Origin of the sequence: Streptomyces ardesiacus, from assembly GCF_003112575.1 — a bacterium.
In the GTDB taxonomy this organism is placed as follows: domain Bacteria; phylum Actinomycetota; class Actinomycetes; order Streptomycetales; family Streptomycetaceae; genus Streptomyces; species Streptomyces ardesiacus.
In genome coordinates, this window is sequence record NZ_BEWC01000005.1 from 215,200 (window position 1) to 231,425 (window position 16,226).

The 16,226-nt window shown below is 73.5% G+C and carries 18 protein-coding genes; 8 read left to right on the forward strand and 10 right to left on the reverse strand.

Features of this window, described 5'->3' with window-relative positions:
• Positions 1–5: 5 nt before the first annotated feature.
• Positions 6–191, reverse strand: a complete 186-nt coding sequence (locus Sdi02f_RS17490; protein WP_030401378.1) for a DUF397 domain-containing protein — start codon at positions 189–191, stop codon at positions 6–8.
• On the reverse strand, positions 184–939 hold the full coding sequence (locus Sdi02f_RS17495) for a helix-turn-helix domain-containing protein (protein ID WP_037824850.1): 756 nt from the start codon (positions 937–939) through the stop codon (positions 184–186). Before Sdi02f_RS17495 ends, Sdi02f_RS17490 begins: the two co-directional genes overlap by 8 nt.
• Before the next feature lie 120 nt (positions 940–1,059).
• On the opposite strand from Sdi02f_RS17495, the gene Sdi02f_RS17500 reads away from it, so the two are divergent.
• The gene (locus Sdi02f_RS17500) at positions 1,060–1,461 is read left to right on the forward strand and encodes a hypothetical protein (protein WP_030401380.1); all 402 of its coding nucleotides are present in this window, start codon (positions 1,060–1,062) and stop codon (positions 1,459–1,461) included.
• Between the two features lie 90 nt (positions 1,462–1,551).
• On the opposite strand, the gene Sdi02f_RS17505 is transcribed toward Sdi02f_RS17500, so the two are convergent.
• The 3 genes from Sdi02f_RS17505 to Sdi02f_RS17515 form a co-directional block, all read right to left on the reverse strand.
• Positions 1,552–2,211, reverse strand: coding sequence for a DUF5063 domain-containing protein (locus Sdi02f_RS17505; protein WP_030401381.1), 660 nt, complete (start codon positions 2,209–2,211; stop codon positions 1,552–1,554).
• On the reverse strand, positions 2,204–2,803 hold the full coding sequence (gene recR, locus Sdi02f_RS17510) for a recombination mediator RecR (protein ID WP_030401382.1): 600 nt from the start codon (positions 2,801–2,803) through the stop codon (positions 2,204–2,206). Before recR ends, Sdi02f_RS17505 begins: the two co-directional genes overlap by 8 nt.
• A 98-nt stretch (positions 2,804–2,901) precedes the next feature.
• The gene (locus Sdi02f_RS17515; protein WP_063760631.1) at positions 2,902–3,246 is read right to left on the reverse strand and encodes a YbaB/EbfC family nucleoid-associated protein; all 345 of its coding nucleotides are present in this window, start codon (positions 3,244–3,246) and stop codon (positions 2,902–2,904) included.
• A gap of 270 nt (positions 3,247–3,516) precedes the next feature.
• Between Sdi02f_RS17515 and Sdi02f_RS17520 the strand changes: the two genes are divergently transcribed.
• Positions 3,517–4,275: an SLATT domain-containing protein gene (locus tag Sdi02f_RS17520; protein WP_108933628.1), complete on the forward strand. Its 759-nt coding sequence runs from the start codon at positions 3,517–3,519 to the stop codon at positions 4,273–4,275.
• Positions 4,276–4,314: 39 nt separating this feature from the next.
• On the opposite strand, the gene Sdi02f_RS17525 is transcribed toward Sdi02f_RS17520, so the two are convergent.
• On the reverse strand, positions 4,315–6,471 hold the full coding sequence (locus tag Sdi02f_RS17525; RefSeq protein WP_108933629.1) for a serine/threonine-protein kinase: 2,157 nt from the start codon (positions 6,469–6,471) through the stop codon (positions 4,315–4,317).
• A gap of 192 nt (positions 6,472–6,663) precedes the next feature.
• Between Sdi02f_RS17525 and Sdi02f_RS17530 the strand changes: the two genes are divergently transcribed.
• The 3 genes from Sdi02f_RS17530 (at position 6,664) to Sdi02f_RS17540 (ending at position 9,604) form a co-directional block, all read left to right on the forward strand.
• Positions 6,664–8,019, forward strand: coding sequence for an aspartate aminotransferase family protein (locus Sdi02f_RS17530; RefSeq protein ID WP_108933630.1), 1,356 nt, complete (start codon positions 6,664–6,666; stop codon positions 8,017–8,019).
• Positions 8,020–8,144: 125 nt separating this feature from the next.
• Positions 8,145–8,837, forward strand: a complete 693-nt coding sequence (locus Sdi02f_RS17535) for a GntR family transcriptional regulator (protein WP_030401387.1) — start codon at positions 8,145–8,147, stop codon at positions 8,835–8,837.
• Positions 8,838–8,953: 116 nt separating this feature from the next.
• Positions 8,954–9,604 carry a putative DNA-mimic protein gene (locus tag Sdi02f_RS17540; protein ID WP_030401388.1) on the forward strand — a complete coding sequence of 217 codons (651 nt, stop codon included), beginning with the start codon at positions 8,954–8,956 and terminating at the stop codon, positions 9,602–9,604.
• 38 nt (positions 9,605–9,642) lie between these two features.
• Here the strand turns inward: Sdi02f_RS17540 and Sdi02f_RS17545 are convergent, their stop codons facing one another.
• The 3 genes from Sdi02f_RS17545 to Sdi02f_RS17555 all read right to left on the reverse strand — a co-directional run bounded on the left by Sdi02f_RS17545 (position 9,643) and on the right by Sdi02f_RS17555 (position 11,862).
• Complete coding sequence (locus Sdi02f_RS17545; RefSeq protein WP_030401389.1) at positions 9,643–9,843, reverse strand: hypothetical protein; 201 nt, start codon at positions 9,841–9,843, stop codon at positions 9,643–9,645.
• 59 nt (positions 9,844–9,902) lie between these two features.
• Positions 9,903–10,394 (reverse strand): DUF3515 family protein, encoded by a 492-nt coding sequence (locus Sdi02f_RS17550; RefSeq protein ID WP_031085120.1) that lies wholly within the window; start codon positions 10,392–10,394, stop codon positions 9,903–9,905.
• A 184-nt stretch (positions 10,395–10,578) separates the two neighbouring features.
• Complete coding sequence (locus Sdi02f_RS17555; protein ID WP_003975310.1) at positions 10,579–11,862, reverse strand: adenylosuccinate synthase; 1,284 nt, start codon at positions 11,860–11,862, stop codon at positions 10,579–10,581.
• A gap of 185 nt (positions 11,863–12,047) precedes the next feature.
• On the opposite strand from Sdi02f_RS17555, the gene Sdi02f_RS17560 reads away from it, so the two are divergent.
• Positions 12,048–12,944, forward strand: coding sequence for a diacylglycerol kinase family protein (locus tag Sdi02f_RS17560; RefSeq protein ID WP_030401391.1), 897 nt, complete (start codon positions 12,048–12,050; stop codon positions 12,942–12,944).
• Between the two features lie 43 nt (positions 12,945–12,987).
• Here Sdi02f_RS17560 and Sdi02f_RS17565 read toward each other — a convergent pair whose 3' ends face one another.
• On the reverse strand, positions 12,988–13,509 hold the full coding sequence (locus tag Sdi02f_RS17565; RefSeq protein WP_174843367.1) for a GbsR/MarR family transcriptional regulator: 522 nt from the start codon (positions 13,507–13,509) through the stop codon (positions 12,988–12,990).
• Between the two features lie 88 nt (positions 13,510–13,597).
• Between Sdi02f_RS17565 and Sdi02f_RS17570 the strand changes: the two genes are divergently transcribed.
• Both Sdi02f_RS17570 and Sdi02f_RS17575 read left to right on the forward strand, forming a co-directional pair.
• A complete protein-coding gene (locus tag Sdi02f_RS17570) occupies positions 13,598–14,515 on the forward strand; it encodes an ABC transporter ATP-binding protein (protein WP_030401393.1) in 918 nt (305 codons plus the stop codon).
• On the forward strand, positions 14,512–16,158 hold the full coding sequence (locus Sdi02f_RS17575; RefSeq protein ID WP_108933631.1) for an ABC transporter permease: 1,647 nt from the start codon (positions 14,512–14,514) through the stop codon (positions 16,156–16,158). Before Sdi02f_RS17570 ends, Sdi02f_RS17575 begins: the two co-directional genes overlap by 4 nt.
• The last annotated feature ends 68 nt before the right edge of the window (positions 16,159–16,226 follow it).

The following is a 16,226-nucleotide window of genomic DNA, read 5'->3' on the forward strand; positions in this document are numbered from 1 at the left end:
GGGGCTCAGGCCCCGGGCCGCACTGCGGCGATGAACGCCGACCAGGCCGGGGCGGAGAGGCGGAGTTCGGGGCCGGCCGGGGCGGTCTTGGAGTCGCGGATGTGGATGGCGGGGGCGAAGGCCACCTCTACACAGGCTCCGCCTTCGTTGTCGCTGTAGCTGGACCTGATCCACGTCGGCTGGTCACTCACGACGATCCACCATCTCCTCGATGAAGCGGGCCGACTCAGCGGGGCTGAGGGCCTGCGCGCGGATCATGCTAAGCCGCTCCGACACGCGGCTGACAACCCCTGGGTCGGCTGAGAGTTCACTCGCGAAAGGGCCTTCAGTAAAGGCGAAGCGCTCATGGTCTTGGGATTCCAGCAGCACCATCGGCCCCATGATCGCGTCGCTGATGACCCGCTCGAACGGCAACACCTGCAGAACGACATTCCTGGGCACCGACGCCTCCAGAAGTCGGTTCAACTGCTCAGCATCCACCATGGGGTTGCGCAGAACCGCCTCGTACAGCACGAAACTCAAGGACACCGGGGGCCGCCGTCCAGTGAGAATGGCCTGCCGCTCCATGCGCGCGGCAACACGGTCGTCCACTGTGCTTTGTTCCAACGGCGGGTGCCGATTCTCGATCAGCGTCCGCGCGTAGCCCTCCGTCTGCAACAGCCCGGGAACGAGCGTGACCTCGTACCACCCGAGGCCAATCGCCTCCCTCTCTCGCTCCATGAAGTCCTGCGCCCGCGCCGGGAACTTCTCCCGCTGGAGATAGTCCTTGGCGGCACTGAGCAACCCTTGCGCCCGGCACAACTCGTCGGCGACATCCAGAACGCGCGCCGTGGGCATCCGTACGCCCTGCTCCATCGACTTGATCGTGTCCGGGGAGTAGTTGGCCGCCTCGGCCAGTTGCTCCCTGGTCACGTTGGCCCTGGTGCGCCAGCGTTTCATCTGGTTGCCGCTGTAGCGCCAGGCGACGGGTGGTTGGGACACAGTGCACACCTCCGACCGATACACCCCGGCGTGTATCCCCTCAGTCGCTACCGAGCGTAGCCGCTCGGACGGCACCGTGTGACCATGACGGAAACACCGCACCGCCCTTCCTGGGTCCCGGCCGCCGGGCACCAACTGCGCCTCGCCGGCGTGCACTTCGACGCCGTACGGGTCGACGGCATCCGTGGCGAACTGGTCGCCGACTGGCTCGTCGAGGCCACGGACGACGACGCGGGGCCCATCGTGTGCGAGGGGAGCGGGGGACGGTGGGTGTACTTCCTGCTGGCGCCCGGGGAGGTGGCGGCGCGGGAGTGGCCGCTGGGCGTGCAGCGGCTCGGGGGCGGGCGGGGGACGCGCACCGTCACCTACGTCGGCGTCCCGGCGCTGGAGGGAAACACCTGGCCGCTGCGCTGGTACAGCGTGCCGACGGTCACCGCGCCGTACGTGTGCCCGGTGCGGCTGCGGGCCGCGCTGGCATGATGCGCGGCGGGGCGAGAAGGAGCGGGTCCGCTACGGGCGGGGGGGCCGGGGCCCTGCGCGGAGCGCGGTGAGCCCGCCGGACGGACCGCGTCACGTGACCGGGCGCAGCCCCAGCGGGCCCGCGATCTCCCGCACCATGACGTGACCGGCCTCCGTCTCCAGGGCGTCGTCGCCGAGGTCCTGGTCGGTGTCGAGGCCGTCCAGCTCCTCCAGGGGCTGGTTCAGGCGGACGTGGGCGACGACCGACTGGAGGGCGCGCAGGGTCGCGGAGGCGGTGGAGCCCCAGTTGGAGAAGTAGGAGAACTGCCACCACCACAGCGCCTCCGTGGTGCGGCCGGCCTTGTAGTGGACCATGCCGTGGCGCAGGTCGGTGATGACGTCGGTGAGGTCGTCGGAGATACGGGCCGGGACCGGGGCCCTGCGCGGCTCGTAGGGGTCGAAGACCTCGGAGTAGACGTCGATCGGGTCGAGGATGCGGGCCAGGTTCTCGCGGAGCTGGTCCACGTCCTGCTCCGGGCCGGGGTCGGGCTCGTAGCGCTCGTCGGGGACGATGTCCTCGTGGGCGCCCAGGCGGCCCCCGGCCAGCATGAGCTGGGAGACCTCCAGGAGGAGGAAGGGGACGGCCGAGTCGGGCTCGTCGCCCTTCGCCACCTCGGTGACGGCGACCAGGAAGCTCTCGATCTGGTCGGCGATCTGGACCGCGAAGTCGTCCGGGTTCTGGTCGGTCGCGTGCAGCGTGGCGTCAGACATCTAGGAGTCGTCTCCCCTCGAAGGCACGGCCGAGGGTCACCTCGTCCGCGTACTCCAGGTCGCCGCCCACCGGGAGGCCGCTGGCCAGGCGGGTGACCTTGAGGCCCATGGGCTTGATCATGCGGGCGAGGTACGTGGCCGTGGCCTCGCCCTCCAGATTCGGGTCCGTGGCCAGGATCAGCTCCGTGACGGTGCCGTCCGCCAGGCGGGCCAGCAGCTCACGGATGCGGAGGTCGTCGGGGCCGACCCCGTCGATCGGGCTGATCGCGCCCCCGAGCACGTGGTAGCGCCCGCGGAACTCGCGGGTGCGCTCGATGGCGACGACGTCCTTCGGCTCCTCCACCACGCAGATGACGGAAGGGTCGCGCCGGGTGTCGCGGCAGATGGCGCACTGCTCCTCCTGCGCGACGTTCCCGCAGGTCGCGCAGAAGCGGACCTTGGCCTTCACTTCCATGAGGGCCTGGGCGAGCCGCCGTACGTCGGCCGGCTCGGCCTGCAGGACGTGGAAGGCGATCCGCTGCGCGCTCTTGGGACCGACGCCGGGCAGCCGCCCGAGTTCGTCGATGAGGTCCTGGACCACGCCTTCGTACAACGGACTGCCGTCCTTCCTGAGGTTCGTGCACTACGTACGGTAGATGGCTTCGGGCGGTCTGAGGAAGGCGAACCGGGAAAGGGCCGGTTCCGCCCGGCTCAGAACGGCAGGCCGGGGATGCCGCTGCCGCCGCCCAGACCCTGGGCGAGCGGGCCGAGCTTCTGCTGCTGGAGGTTCTGCGCGTTCTCGTTGGCCGCCTGGACGGCGGCGACGACCAGGTCGGCGAGGGTCTCGGTGTCCTCGGGGTCCACCGCCTTCGGGTCGATCACGAGGCCGCGCAGCTCGCCGGAGCCGGTGACCGTGGCCTTCACCAGGCCGCCGCCCGCCTGGCCGTCGACCTCGGTCCGGGCCAGTTCCTCCTGGGCCTTCGCCAGGTCCTGCTGCATCTTCTGGGCCTGCTGCAGCAACTGCTGCATGTTGGGCTGGCCACCACCGGGGATCACGTTCAGCTCCCATCACGTCCGGTCACGACGGTTTTGCCGTTCGGCACGAGCCTACGTGGTCCGGGCGGCCCTCGCCCCAGCACTCTTTCGAGTGATAACGCCGTGGCCCTATACCTGATCAACGCCCTCTTCCGGGCGGAAAAGCGGCGGAACCCGGCCCTTCGCCACCCGTTGGGCGGTAGGAAGGGTTGCGGCGCAGGGGTCCGGCGTATGAGTCCGCGTGGACGGCGAGCGGTACGGCGAGCAGTGGCGAGCAGTAGGGAGTGCCGGGTGGGTCAGCCGGAGATGCAGCCCGAGGGGCCGCCGCAGCGCGGGCGGAACGGCGAGGGGGCGGCCGGAATGCGGCCGGGCGACCTGACCGGGCGGGCGTTTCCCCTCGGGGACTGGGCCCTGCCCGCCGAGCGGCTGGACGAGCTGTACCGGTGGGTGGAGCGGGGCGCGCTGGACACGGCGGCCTGGTATCTCGCGGACCGGGTGTGGAAGCGGCGCGGAGCCGTGCTGCTGCGGGGCGGGGCCGCGGTGGGTGCCGTCGCCGGGGCGGCGCTGCCGCTGCTCGACCTGTCCGGGGCGCTGGGCGGGGTCGCGCGCTGGGGGTATCTGGCGCTGCTGTGGGCGGTGGCGTGCGTGGCCGGTGACCGGTACTTCGGGGTCACGTCCGGCTGGATGCGGGACGTGGCCACGGCGCAGGCGGTGCAGCGCCGGCTGCAGACGCTGCAGTTCGACTGGGCGTCGGAGAGCGTGCGGGAGGTGCTGGGTCCGGCCGAGGGGACGGCGAGCGAGGCCGCGGAGCGGTGCCTGCTGGTGCTGCGGCGGTTCTCCGAGGACGTGACGGAGCTGGTGCGGGCGGAGACGGCCGACTGGATGCTGAGCTTCCGGACGGGACCGGCGCCCCTGGGCCCGCACGGCGCGGCGGCGGCCGACGGGCCCCGTGCGGAGGGCGGGGGTCCGGGCACCGGGCGGTTCACCGTCCCGCCGCAGAACGGCACCCGTCCGAACATGCCCCGCCAGCGCCCGCCGGAGCCCCGGTGACCTCCCGGCGGCGGGTGCGCGTCCCTCACCGGCGGGTGTTCACCGGCGGGTGTAGACGAGGGACTCTCCCGTGTCGTCGTTGGTGCGCTGGAGGCTGCCGTCCGGCAGCAGGGTGACCGTGGAGGACCCGCCCGGGGCACAGCTCGCGGGCGGCCCCGTCCTGACCTCGGACGGGCCGAGCCGCAGCGGGCCGCCGGCGCCCGGCTCGGCGGCGAGGGAGGCGTCGAAGACGCAGTGGTAGGTGCCGGTGGCCGTCGGTCCGTCCGCCACGAGGGTCATCACCGTGTCGCCGACCCCGCCCCGGGCGATGGTCAGGCTCCGGGGGTGCGTACCCGAGGCGTTGTCGATGGAGGCCGCCCACTCGCCCACGTACGCGGCCGGGACCGTGCCCTCGTCGGCCGCAGCGGTCGAACCGGCCGACGGGCCGGGTGAGCCCGAGCCGGGGTCCTCGGGTGCGCCGGTGGTCTGTCCGGGGGTGGGGTCGCCGCCCGCGCGGTGGTCGCCGTCGCCGCTCATCAGGGCGTAGACCGCGCCGCCCGCGCCCAGCGCGACCACCAGGGCGACGACGATCAGCAGCACGGTGGAACGGGCGCTGCGCGGCGGTTCGTACGGGCCGTACGGCTGCGGCGGCCCCTGGGGCGGGGTCGGACCGAGACTCCCGCCGTACGGGTGCTGATACCCGGAGTACGCCGCGTCCGGCCCCGGGACGGACGCGTGGGCGTGGGCGGCCGACGGGGGCACCGGCGGGCTCTGGCCGGCGACCAGGGTGGGGAGGTGGTCCAGCGGGGCACCACCGCTCCCGGGCTCCCGCGGCGGCGGACCCCCCGGCACCGGACCGTCCCCGGGAACGGCACCCCCGTCCCCGGGGCCCGCGTCACGGGGGCCGACGCCATGGGCCACCCCACCACCGGTCCCGGCACTGCCGGGCACCGCACCGCCGGCACCCACGCCACCGGGCACTCCACCGCCGAACCCCGCACCACCGGGTGCCCCGCCACCCGGCACCGCACCACCGAACCCCGCACCACCGGATGCCCCGCCACCCGGCACCGCACCACCGAACCCCGCACCACCGGATGCCCCGCCACCCGGCACCGCACCACCGAACCCCGCACCACCGGATGCCCCGCCACCCGGCACCGCACCACCGAACCCCGCACCACCGGATGCCACCCCGCCGGGCACTCCCGCACCCGGCACCGCACCCCCCGCCCCGGCGGCCCCCGGCAGCCCAGCGCCTCCCGGTGCCCCGGGGGCGTCGTCGGGCTCAGGAGCTTCGGGGTTCTCCGTGTCGAGGAGGCGGACCGCGTGGCGGCCGAGCTGGGCCACCAGGGCGCCGGGCAGCCACGGGTCGCGGGAGCGGCCGTGGGTGACCGTGTCCTGCGCGCCGGTGCGCTCCAGGAGTTCGGCGAGGCCCGGCCGCGCGGCGGGGTCCTTCCGCAGGCAGTCGCGGACCAGGTCGGCGATGCCCTCGGGCACGCCCTCCAGGTCGGGCTCCTCCTGCGCGATGCGGAACATCAGCGCGTGCACGCCGCTGGTCGCCGTACCGAAGGGCAGCTTGCCCGTGGCGGCGTAGGTGAGGACCGAGCCGAGGCAGAAGACGTCGCACGCGGGCGTGACGCGGTCGCCCCGCACCTGCTCGGGCGCCATGAAGCCCGGCGAGCCCACGAGCGCGCCGGTGCGGGTGACACCGCCGTCGGTCACCGTCTCCAGGGCGCGCGCGATGCCGAAGTCGATGACGCGGGGGCCGTCGATGGTGACCAGGACGTTGGAGGGCTTGAGGTCCCGGTGGACGATCCCGGCGGCGTGGATGTCCTGGAGGGCGTGGGCGAGACCGGCCGCCAGCGTGCGCACCGACCGCTCCGGCAGCGCGCCGTGGTCGTGCCCGACGACCTGCTGGAGGCTCGGCCCCGCGACGTACCCGGTCGCGACCCACGGCACCGCGGCCTCGGTGTCCGCGTCCAGTACGGGCGCCGTCCAGTACCCGCCGACCCGCCGGGCGGACTCGACCTCCTGCCGGAAGCGCTCGCGGAACTCCTCCAGCGCGGCCAGTTCCTCGCGCACCAGCTTCACGGCGACGGTGCGCCCGCGGTCCGAGCGGGCCAGGTAGACGTGGCCCATGCCGCCCGCCCCCAGCCGCCCCAGCAGCCGATAGGCCCCGATGCGCTGCGGGTCCCCGCCCCCGAGTTTCCGCATGCGGCGCCGCCTTCCCCCCGAACGTGAGCAACAGGGCGAGGATAGTGCGGGGCCGGGCGCCCGCGGCGCGGGCTTCGTCCACGGTTCCGTAACGGAGCGCCCGCGGGCGTCGACAACCTGTCGTGGAAAGCTCCCGACCGCAGACAGGACGCCGATTCCGTTTCCGCATCGCGGACATCTACCCTCGGCCGCATGACCCCTCAGCCCTCCCCCCAGACCGGCGCCGCCGTGAAGGCCGCGGACCGCGCGCACGTCTTCCACTCCTGGTCAGCGCAAGAGCTGATCGACCCGCTCGCCGTCGCCGGCGCCGAGGGGTCGTACTTCTGGGACTACGACGGCAGGCGCTACCTCGACTTCTCCAGCGGGCTCGTCTACACGAACATCGGCTACCAGCACCCCAAGGTCGTCGCCGCGATCCAGGAGCAGGCGGCGAGGATGACGACGTTCGCCCCCGCGTTCGCCGTCGAGGCGCGCTCGGAGGCGGCCCGGCTGATCGCCGAGCGGACGCCCGGTGACCTGGACAAGATCTTCTTCACCAACGCCGGAGCCGACGCCGTCGAGCACGCCCTGCGCATGGCCCGGCTGCACACCGGACGCCCCAAGGTGCTCTCCGCGTACCGCTCGTACCACGGCGGCACCCAGCAGGCGGTCAACCTCACCGGTGACCCGCGCCGCTGGGCCTCCGACAGCGGCACGGCCGGCGTCGTGCACTTCTGGGCGCCGTTCCTGTACCGCTCGCGCTTCTACGCCGAGACGGAGGAGCAGGAGTGCGCCCGGGCGCTGGAGCACCTGGAGACGACGATCGCCTTCGAGGGTCCGGGGACGATCGCCGCGATCGTCCTGGAGACGATCCCGGGCACAGCGGGGATCATGACGCCGCCGGCCGGGTACCTCGCCGGGGTGCGCGAGCTCTGCGACAAGCACGGCATCGTGTTCGTGCTCGACGAGGTCATGGCCGGGTTCGGGCGGACGGGTACGTGGTTCGCGGCCGACCTGTACGACGTCGTGCCGGACCTGATGACCTTCGCCAAGGGCGTGAACTCGGGCTACGTGCCCCTCGGCGGCGTCGCGATCTCCGGCGAGATCGCCGCGACCTTCGCCGAGCGGCCCTACCCCGGCGGACTGACCTACTCCGGACACCCGCTGGCCTGCGCCGCCGCCGTCGCCACGATCAACGTCATGGCGGAGGAGGGCGTCGTCGAGCACGCGGCGCGGCTCGGTGCCGAGGTCGTCGGACCGGCGCTGCGGGAGCTGGCCGAGCGCCACCCGAGCGTGGGCGAGGTGCGCGGCACCGGCATGTTCTGGGCGCTGGAGCTGGTGAAGGACCGGGAGACGCGCGAACCGCTGGTGCCGTACAACGCGACCGGGCAGGCGGCCACGCCGATGTCCGCGTTCGCCGCCTCCGCCAAGGCCCACGGGCTGTGGCCGTTCGTGAACATGAACCGCACCCACGTGGTCCCGCCGTGCAACATCACCGAGGCGGAGCTGAAGGAGGGCCTCGCCGCCCTGGACACGGCACTGTCCGTGGCGGACGAGTACACAGAGTAGGCGGAAGGGGCCGAGGGGTCCGAGCGCGTAGGGTTGCGTGCTCGTACGCGGTAGACATGTGTACGAGCACGCCCCCGGACGACGCCTTGCGCGACGCCCCGCACGCGACGAGGAGACGCCCGCCCATGCCCGGCCCCCGCGGTACCGGTGCCGTCACGCGCAGCACCCTGCGGCAGCAGATCGCCGACGCGCTCCGCGACGAGGTGCTGGCGGGGCGCCTCCAGCCGGGGCAGGAGTTCACGGTCAAGGAGATCGCCGAGCAGTACGGGGTGTCGGCGACGCCCGTGCGCGAGGCCCTGGTCGACCTGTCGGCGCAGGGGCTCCTCGACGCCGACCACCACCGCGGCTTCCGCGTCCACGAGTACTCGGTCGACGACTTCCGCGGCATGATCGAGGCCCGCAGCCTGGTGACCGACGGGATGTTCCTCGCCCTCGCCGCCGACCTCCCGGACCCGGGCGATCCGCGCGTCGCCGTCGCCCTCGCCGGGGTGCGCAGGCGCGGCGAGGAGGCCCAGCGCGCCGCCGCGGCCGGGGACCTGACCGTCCTGATCGGCTACGACCTGCGCTACTGGCGCGAGCTGGCCGCCCTCTTCGGCAACCCCTACCTCTCCGACTTCCTGCACCGGCTGCGCGTGCAGAGCTGGGTGTGCACGGTGCAGCACCTGCGCCGGCTCGGCGAACTGCGCGGCGCGCTGTGGTCCGGGCACACCGAACTGGTCGACGCCCTCGCCCACCGCGACGTCCCCGGCGCACGCGCGCTCGTCGACGCGTACAACACCCACTCGCTGCGCCTCGTCGAGGGGCTCACGGGCGGATGACCAAGGCCGGACGTGTCGTGGTCCGGCCCCAGATGGGTAAGGGACCTGCACGCAACGCGCCCCGGCGCACACCGACTACGCTGCCCTGACCACCGTGCTGTGTGAGGAGCCCTCTTTTGGCCTGTGACCTGTGGCTGGTACCGCTCGTCGACGTCTTGTGCCACACGCCGGACAACCCGTTCGCCGAGGAACTCGCGCAGTACGACAAGGTGCTGGCCGAGGCCGGGCTGCCGCCGGTGCCGGTGTACCAGTACATGCCGGGCCTGTCCGGCGAGGTCGCCCCGGTGGCCGGTTTCGACTACGACGCGCTGCACTTCCTGCGCCGGGCGCACCTCCTCCAGCTGTGCGGTCTGCCGGTGACCCCGGTGGACGAACTCGGCGGTGACTACGAGCAGTTGCTGGAGATGTTCGAGTCGACGGCCCAGCAGTCCCACCTCGTGTGGCACTACGACCACGCGGGCGCCTACGTCCCGGTCGACTTCCCGCACCCGCTCGCCGACGACGAACTCCTCGCGGGCGGCGGCCCCCTGGGCTCCTCGCACAGCCTGCTGCGGGAGCTGGAGGCCGTCGCCCCGGCCCTCGGCATCGACCCGGCCAACCCCCCGGCCCCGCCGCAGCCGCCGCTCGCCCCGACGGAGCTGGAGGAACCGGCCGTGCCCGGGCCGTACGACACCAGCCCGTTCGCCCGGGAGCGCCACGTGTGGCTGGGCCTGCACGCGGCGGCGACCCGGAGCCTGGCGCAGGGGTCGATGATCGTCTTCAGCTGACGGGGGCGGGAGAATCCCGGGAGGCCGCCGCCCGCGCCTCACGACACCAGCGTGATGCCCGGCGGCCACAGCACCCCGGCGGCCAGCAGCAGCGCCGGTCCCAGGTGGACCGGGCACACCCGCAGCGGTGCCCGCAGATGCCGGGCGACCTCGAAGCGGACCGGGTCGCCGCAGTCGGCGGGTCCGTTCTCGCCGCCGTACGGGCCTCGGCAGCGGGCGGTGCTGTAGCGGTCGGTCATGGCCCCGATCCGACACCACCGGGCCCGCGGACGCCCGGTGGAGGGGGCCGAACGCAGGGCTACAGGACGGTGTCGGCGTCCTCCAGGCCGATGCACTTGCGCTCCTGCGGGAGCCACTTCACGGCGGCGTCCAGGGTGGCGAGGATGCCGCCCACCTCCTCGCGCGGACCGGAGTAGGTGAACTCCACGGCCGGTGAGCGGCCGTAGGTGCGCAGAACGCTCACGCCGTCGCGCTTGAGCCGGGCCTCGTCCAGGACCCAGTCGACGCCGTCCGCGGTGACGCAGAGGTTGACGTTCGGCTGCAGTTCCTCGGCGCCGCAGCGGAAGACGGCCTTCTGGCCGCCCCAGGACGCCACCCCGTTGCCCAGGGCCCAGTCGCGCGAGGCGCCGGGTATGCCGTCGGGGAGGCGGGAGATCACCTGGTCGCACTTGGGGTCACCGGCGTGCGGGGCCGCGGAGACGCGGTGGCCGTCCACGTAGAAGGCACCGCCGGTCACGGCGACGGCGGCCACCGCCAGCCAGATCCACGTCCGGGTGGTGGGCTTCCGCATGTCCGCTCGCTCCGTGCTGTCCGTGCTGTCCGTGCTCGACTTGTGCTGTCCGGTTCTGTCCGGGTGCCGGAAGGCCGTGCGGCGCTGCGGCTCCGGCCAGCGTAACCGCCGTCCCCGCGCCGACGGCCGGGGCCCCGTGCGGGGTCCCGGCCGTCGGTGTGCGTGCGCGGTGCGCGGGCGGCTCCTACAGGAACGAGTTGATCTCGATCGTCTCGTCCCGGCCCGGGCCGACGCCGATCGCGGAGATCGGGGCGCCGGACATCTCCTCCAGCGCCTTGACGTACGCCTGGGCGTTCTTCGGCAGGTCGGAGAAGGACTTCGCCTTGGTGATGTCCTCGCTCCAGCCGGGCAGCGTCTCGTAGACCGGCTTCGCGTGGTGGAAGTCGGACTGCGAGTACGGCAGCTCCTCGACGCGCTTGCCGTCGATCTCGTAGGCCACGCAGACCGGGATCTGCTCCCAGCCGGTGAGGACGTCGAGCTTGGTGAGGAAGAAGTCGGTGAGGCCGTTGACGCGGGTGGCGTAGCGGGCGATCACCGCGTCGAACCAGCCGCAGCGCCGGTCGCGGCCGGTGGTGACGCCGCGCTCGCCGCCGATGCGGCGCAGGGCCTCGCCGTCCTCGTCGAACAGCTCGGTCGGGAAGGGGCCGGCGCCGACACGGGTCGTGTACGCCTTGAGGATGCCGATGACCCGGCTGATCTTCGTCGGGCCCACGCCGGCGCCGGTGCAGGCACCGCCCGCGGTCGGGTTCGACGAGGTGACGAAGGGGTAGGTGCCGTGGTCGATGTCGAGCAGCGTGCCCTGGCCGCCCTCGAAGAGGACCACCTTGTCGTCGTCGAGGGCCTGGTTGAGGACCAGGACGGTGTCGGCGACGTACGGGGCGAGCTTGTCCGCGTAGCCCAGCAGCTCCTCGACGACCTGGCCGGTGGCGATGGCGCGGCGGTTGTAGAGCTTGGTGAGCATCTGGTTCTTGACGTCGAGCGCCGCCTCGACCTTCTGGGTGAGGATCGACTCGTCGTAGAGGTCCTGGACCCGGATGCCCACGCGGTTGATCTTGTCGGCGTAGGTCGGGCCGATGCCGCGCCCGGTGGTGCCGATCTTGCGCTTGCCGAGGAAGCGTTCCGTCACCTTGTCGACGGTGACGTTGTACGGCGTGATGATGTGAGCGTTGCCGCTGATCAGGAGCTTGGACGTGTCGACGCCACGCTCGTTCAGCCCGCTCAGCTCGGAGAACAGGACCGACGGGTCGACGACGACACCGTTGCCGATGACCGGCGTGCAGCCGGGGGAGAGGATCCCGGAAGGGAGCAGGTGGAGGGCGTACTTCTGGTCGCCCACGACTACCGTGTGGCCGGCGTTGTTGCCGCCCTGGTAGCGCACCACGTAGTCGACGGAACCACCGAGCAGGTCCGTCGCCTTTCCCTTGCCTTCGTCACCCCACTGAGCACCGAGCAGCACAAGTGCGGGCACGCGCGTACACCCCTTCCGGGCGGGGCATGTCCATGGTCGAGGGCGTATGCGACGGGTTTCCGCCACGTACACCGCGACCGTCGTTGGCCGCCAACCGTCGGACCGGGTGCCCCGGAATAGACGAAGCCCCTGGCGCAACAGCGCAAGGGGCTCTTGCACAAAGATGCTACCCGAGGAAGCGAGGCATGGCCGAGGTGGCGACTTCCGCGAGCTCTTCCGCGAACCCTTCCGCGAGGTCCGACCAGCTCCTGGTGGTCGTCGATCCGGCCGCCCGGCGGCTGGACGGGGAATCCGTCCGGATCGCCAAGGACGTGCTCAGCGCGGGTGCGTCGCACACGAAGGTGTGTCTGCCGGACGGCCCGGAGGAGTTCGCGCGGGCGCTGCGGCGGCGCGGCTCGCGGCGTCCGGTGGTGGTCGGCGACGACGCCGCGCTGCTGCGGGCCGTGGCCCTGCTGCACCGGCAGCGGGAGCTGGCGACCTGCGCGCTGTCGGTGGTGCCGGTGGGCCCCGCGCTCGGCCTCGCCCGGTCCCTGGGGCTGCCGACGGGGGCGGTGGCGGCGGCGCGGGCCGTCCTCGACGGCGCGGAACGGCGCCTGGACCTGCTCGTCGACGACAGCGACGGGGTGGTGCTGGGGGCGGTGCGCATCCCACCGGTCCCGCTCCCCGCGCCGGCGCGGGAGGACGGGGACGTCGGCCCGGGGCCGCTGCGCCCCTGGCTGCGCGGCTGCCAGTCGCTCGTCCGGACGCTGGCGTCCTCGCGTCCGGCCCGCACCGCCGCGGCACCGGGCACCGCCGGTCCGGCCCGGCTGCGGGTGGAGGTCGACGGGGTGACGCTGGTGGACCTCGACCAGCCGGTGGAGGCGGTGACGGTGACGCCGGGCGGCGGAGGGGTCGCCGCGGTGGAGGTGCGCCCGCTGCCGGCGGGCGCGCAGGCGTCCGGGCTGACGGCGAGCGGACGGACGGTGACCGTGTCGGGGGCCCACTTCCGCTACCGGGCCGACGCGGTGGTGTGCGGTCCGGTGGGGACGCGGACGTGGGTGGCCCGCGAGGGGGCGTGGGGGCTGATGCTGCCGGCGGGGTAGGGCCCGTCGTTGCTGCCGGCGGGGTAGGGCCCGTCGTCGGGGTTCACCCCCGCCCGAACCGCTCCTGCCGGTGCTCGCGCCAGCGTTCCATCATCGCCGCGATCTCCCCGTCGACGAACTCGAAGAAGGCGAGCGTCTCGGCCATGCGCCGGCCCGCCGGGGTGTCCTCGCCGAGGCTGGCGACGCCCTCGCGCAGGGCGTCCTCCCAGCGCTTGAGGACGGCCTCGCGGCTGGTGAGCGCCTCGTACCACTGGTTGCTGTGCACCCGGTAGCGCTCCCGGCGCGAGCCGGGTTCGCGCTCGCGCGCGACCATGTGCTGCTGGGAGAGGTAGCGCACGGCGCCGGAGACGGCGGCCGGGCTGACCCGGAGGTTCTCGCCGAGTTCCGCCGAGGTCAGCGAGCCCGAGTCGGAGGCCAGCAGCGCGGCGAAGACCCGGGCCGGCATGCGCTGCATCCCGGCCTCGACGAGCTGGGCCGCGAAACCCTCGACGAACTTCGACACCGCCTCGGGGTCGCGTCCCGGCCCCGCCGCGTCCGCCGCCGCTCCCGCTGGTTCCTTCGTCATCCGTCGATCATCCCTCACCCGGCGGCACTCATCATCCTGACGTTTCCTTAACTTCACAAGTTTCTGAAAGAAGCGTACTTTCCGAAACATGACGAAGGCAATCAGCGTCTCCGGACTGCACAAGTCGTTCGGACGCACGCATGCGCTGGACGGACTCGACCTGGAGGTCGAGACCGGCGAGGTCCACGGGTTCCTCGGCCCCAACGGAGCCGGCAAGTCCACCACGATCCGGGTCCTGCTCGGCCTGCTGCGCGCCGACGCCGGCGCCGCACAGGTGCTCGGCCGCGACCCGTGGGCGGACGCGGTGGAGGCGCACCGCCGGATCGCGTACGTCCCCGGCGACGTGACGCTGTGGCGCAACCTCTCCGGCGGCGAGGTCATCGACCTCTACGGCCGGCTGCGCGGCGGACTGGACAGCCGGCGGCGCGCGGAGCTGGTCGAGCGCTTCGAACTCGACCCGACCAGGAAGGGCCGCACCTACTCCAAGGGCAACCGGCAGAAGGTCGCCCTGGTGGCCGCCTTCGCCTCCGACGTCGACCTGCTGATCCTCGACGAACCCACCTCCGGACTCGACCCGCTGATGGAGGAGGTCTTCCGGCGCTGCGTGGAGGAGGAGCGCGAGCGCGGCCGGACGGTGCTGCTCTCCTCCCACATCCTCAGCGAGGTCGAGGAGCTGTGCGACCGGGTCAGCATCATCCGCAAGGGCCGCACCGTCGAGACCGGCTCGCTCGCCGACCTGCGCCACCTGACCCGGACCAGCGTCACCGCCGAACTCGCGGGCCCCCCGAACGGCCTCGCCGGCCTGCCGGGCGTCCACCACCTCGACGTCCGGGGCCACCGGGTCCGGCTCCAGGTCGACACCGGCCGGCTGGACGGCGTGCTCAGGGCGCTGGGCGAGACGGGCGTGCGCTCGCTGACGTCGACGCCGCCGACGCTGGAGGAGCTGTTCCTGCGGCACTACCAGGCCGACGCGGCGGGAACCGGGGCGGAGGCGACGGCACGATGACCACCACCGGCACCACCACCGGCTCCTCCGCCACCGCCGCCACCGGCTCCGCCACCGCCGGCACCGGCACGCTGCTCCGCTTCGCCCTGCGCCGCGACCGCGTCCTGGTCCCCGTCTGGGTCGCGGTGAACGCCCTGATGGTGCTGTCCATGCCGGGCACCCTCCGGGGCCTGTACGGCACCGCCGCCGAACGCGCCGGTCTGATGCGGCAGATGGAGACCAACTCCTCGCTGCGGGCGCTGGTCGGCCCGGTCTTCGGCGACAGCCTCGGCGCGCTCACCGCCTGGCGCGTCGGCGTGTACGCCGGTGCGCTGGCCGCCGTGACGAGCCTGCTGATCGTCGTACGGCACACCCGCGACGAGGAGGAGAGCGGGCGGCAGGAGGTCGTCGCCTCCGGGATGGTCGGCCGCCGGGCCCCGCTGACGGCGGCACTGCTCGCGGCGGCGGTCGCCAACGCCGCCCTGGCCCTGCTGGTCGCCGCCGGACTCGCCGGGCAGGGGGTGGCGGGCGCCCTGGCCCTCGGGCTCGGGATCGCGGGCGTCGGGATGCTCTTCGCGACCACGGCGGCGATCGTCGCCCAGCTCACCGAGAGCGCGCGCCTGGCCCGGGGGCTCACGGCGGCCGTGCTGGGCGGGGCCTTCGTCCTGCGTGCCGCGGGCGACTCGGCGGCGGGCGGGGACACCTCCCGGGCTGTCGGCTCCGGGGGAGGCTCGTCGGTCCTGACGTGGGTCTCGCCGCTCGGCTGGCTGGAGAACCTGCGGGCCTTCGCCGGTGAGCGGTGGTGGGTCCTGCTGCTGCTCGCGGGCGCGACGGCGGCGCAGGCGGCCGTCGCCTACGCGCTGGCCGGACGCCGGGACCTCGGCATGAGCTTCCTGCCCACCCGCCCGGGACCGGCCGCCGGACGCCTGCGTACGGCCGGTGCGCTGGCCTGGCGCCTGCAGCGCGGCAGCGTCCTCGGCTGGAGCACCGGCTTCCTCCTCGCCGGGCTCGTCTACGGCGGGATGACCGAGGGCGCGGCCGGACTGGTCGGGGACAACGAGCGGGCCCGGGAGATCATCGAACGGATGGGCGGGCAGGCCGGACTCACCGACGCGTTCGTGTCGGCGATGATCGGCATGCTCGGGCTGGTCGCCGCGCTGTACGTCGTCGCGTCGGTGCTGCGGATGGGCGGCGAGGAGACCTCCGGGCGCGCGGAACCGGTGCTCGCGGGCGCGGTGGGACGGCTGCGGTGGGCCGCGGGCCACCTGGTGATCGCCTTCGGCGGTGCGGCGCTGATCATGCTGCTCGCCGGGCTCGGCTTCGCGGCCGGGTACGGGCACGACCTCGGGCCGATCCTGGGCGCGTGCCTGGTGCATCTGCCCGCGGTGTGGGTGGTCGGCGGCGCGGCGGTCCTGCTGCACGGGCTGCTGCCCCGGGCGGCGGTGGCCGCGTGGGGCCTCGCGGGCGCGGTCCTGCTGCTCGGCTGGGTCGGACCGGCGCTGGACGTGCCGCGGGCCGTCCTGGACCTGTCGCCGTACGGGCACCTGCCGAAGCTGCCCGGCGGGGGGATGAGCTGGCCGCCGGTGCTGACGCTGCTCCTGGTCGCGGGGGCCCTGGTCGGGCTGGGGCTCGCGGGGCTGCGGCGGCGGGATCTGGCGGCCTGAGGTGAAACCGGCGGTGCGGCCGGGAGCGTCGGGACAGGTATGAGTCGGGATGCGGTGACGGGTGGTGG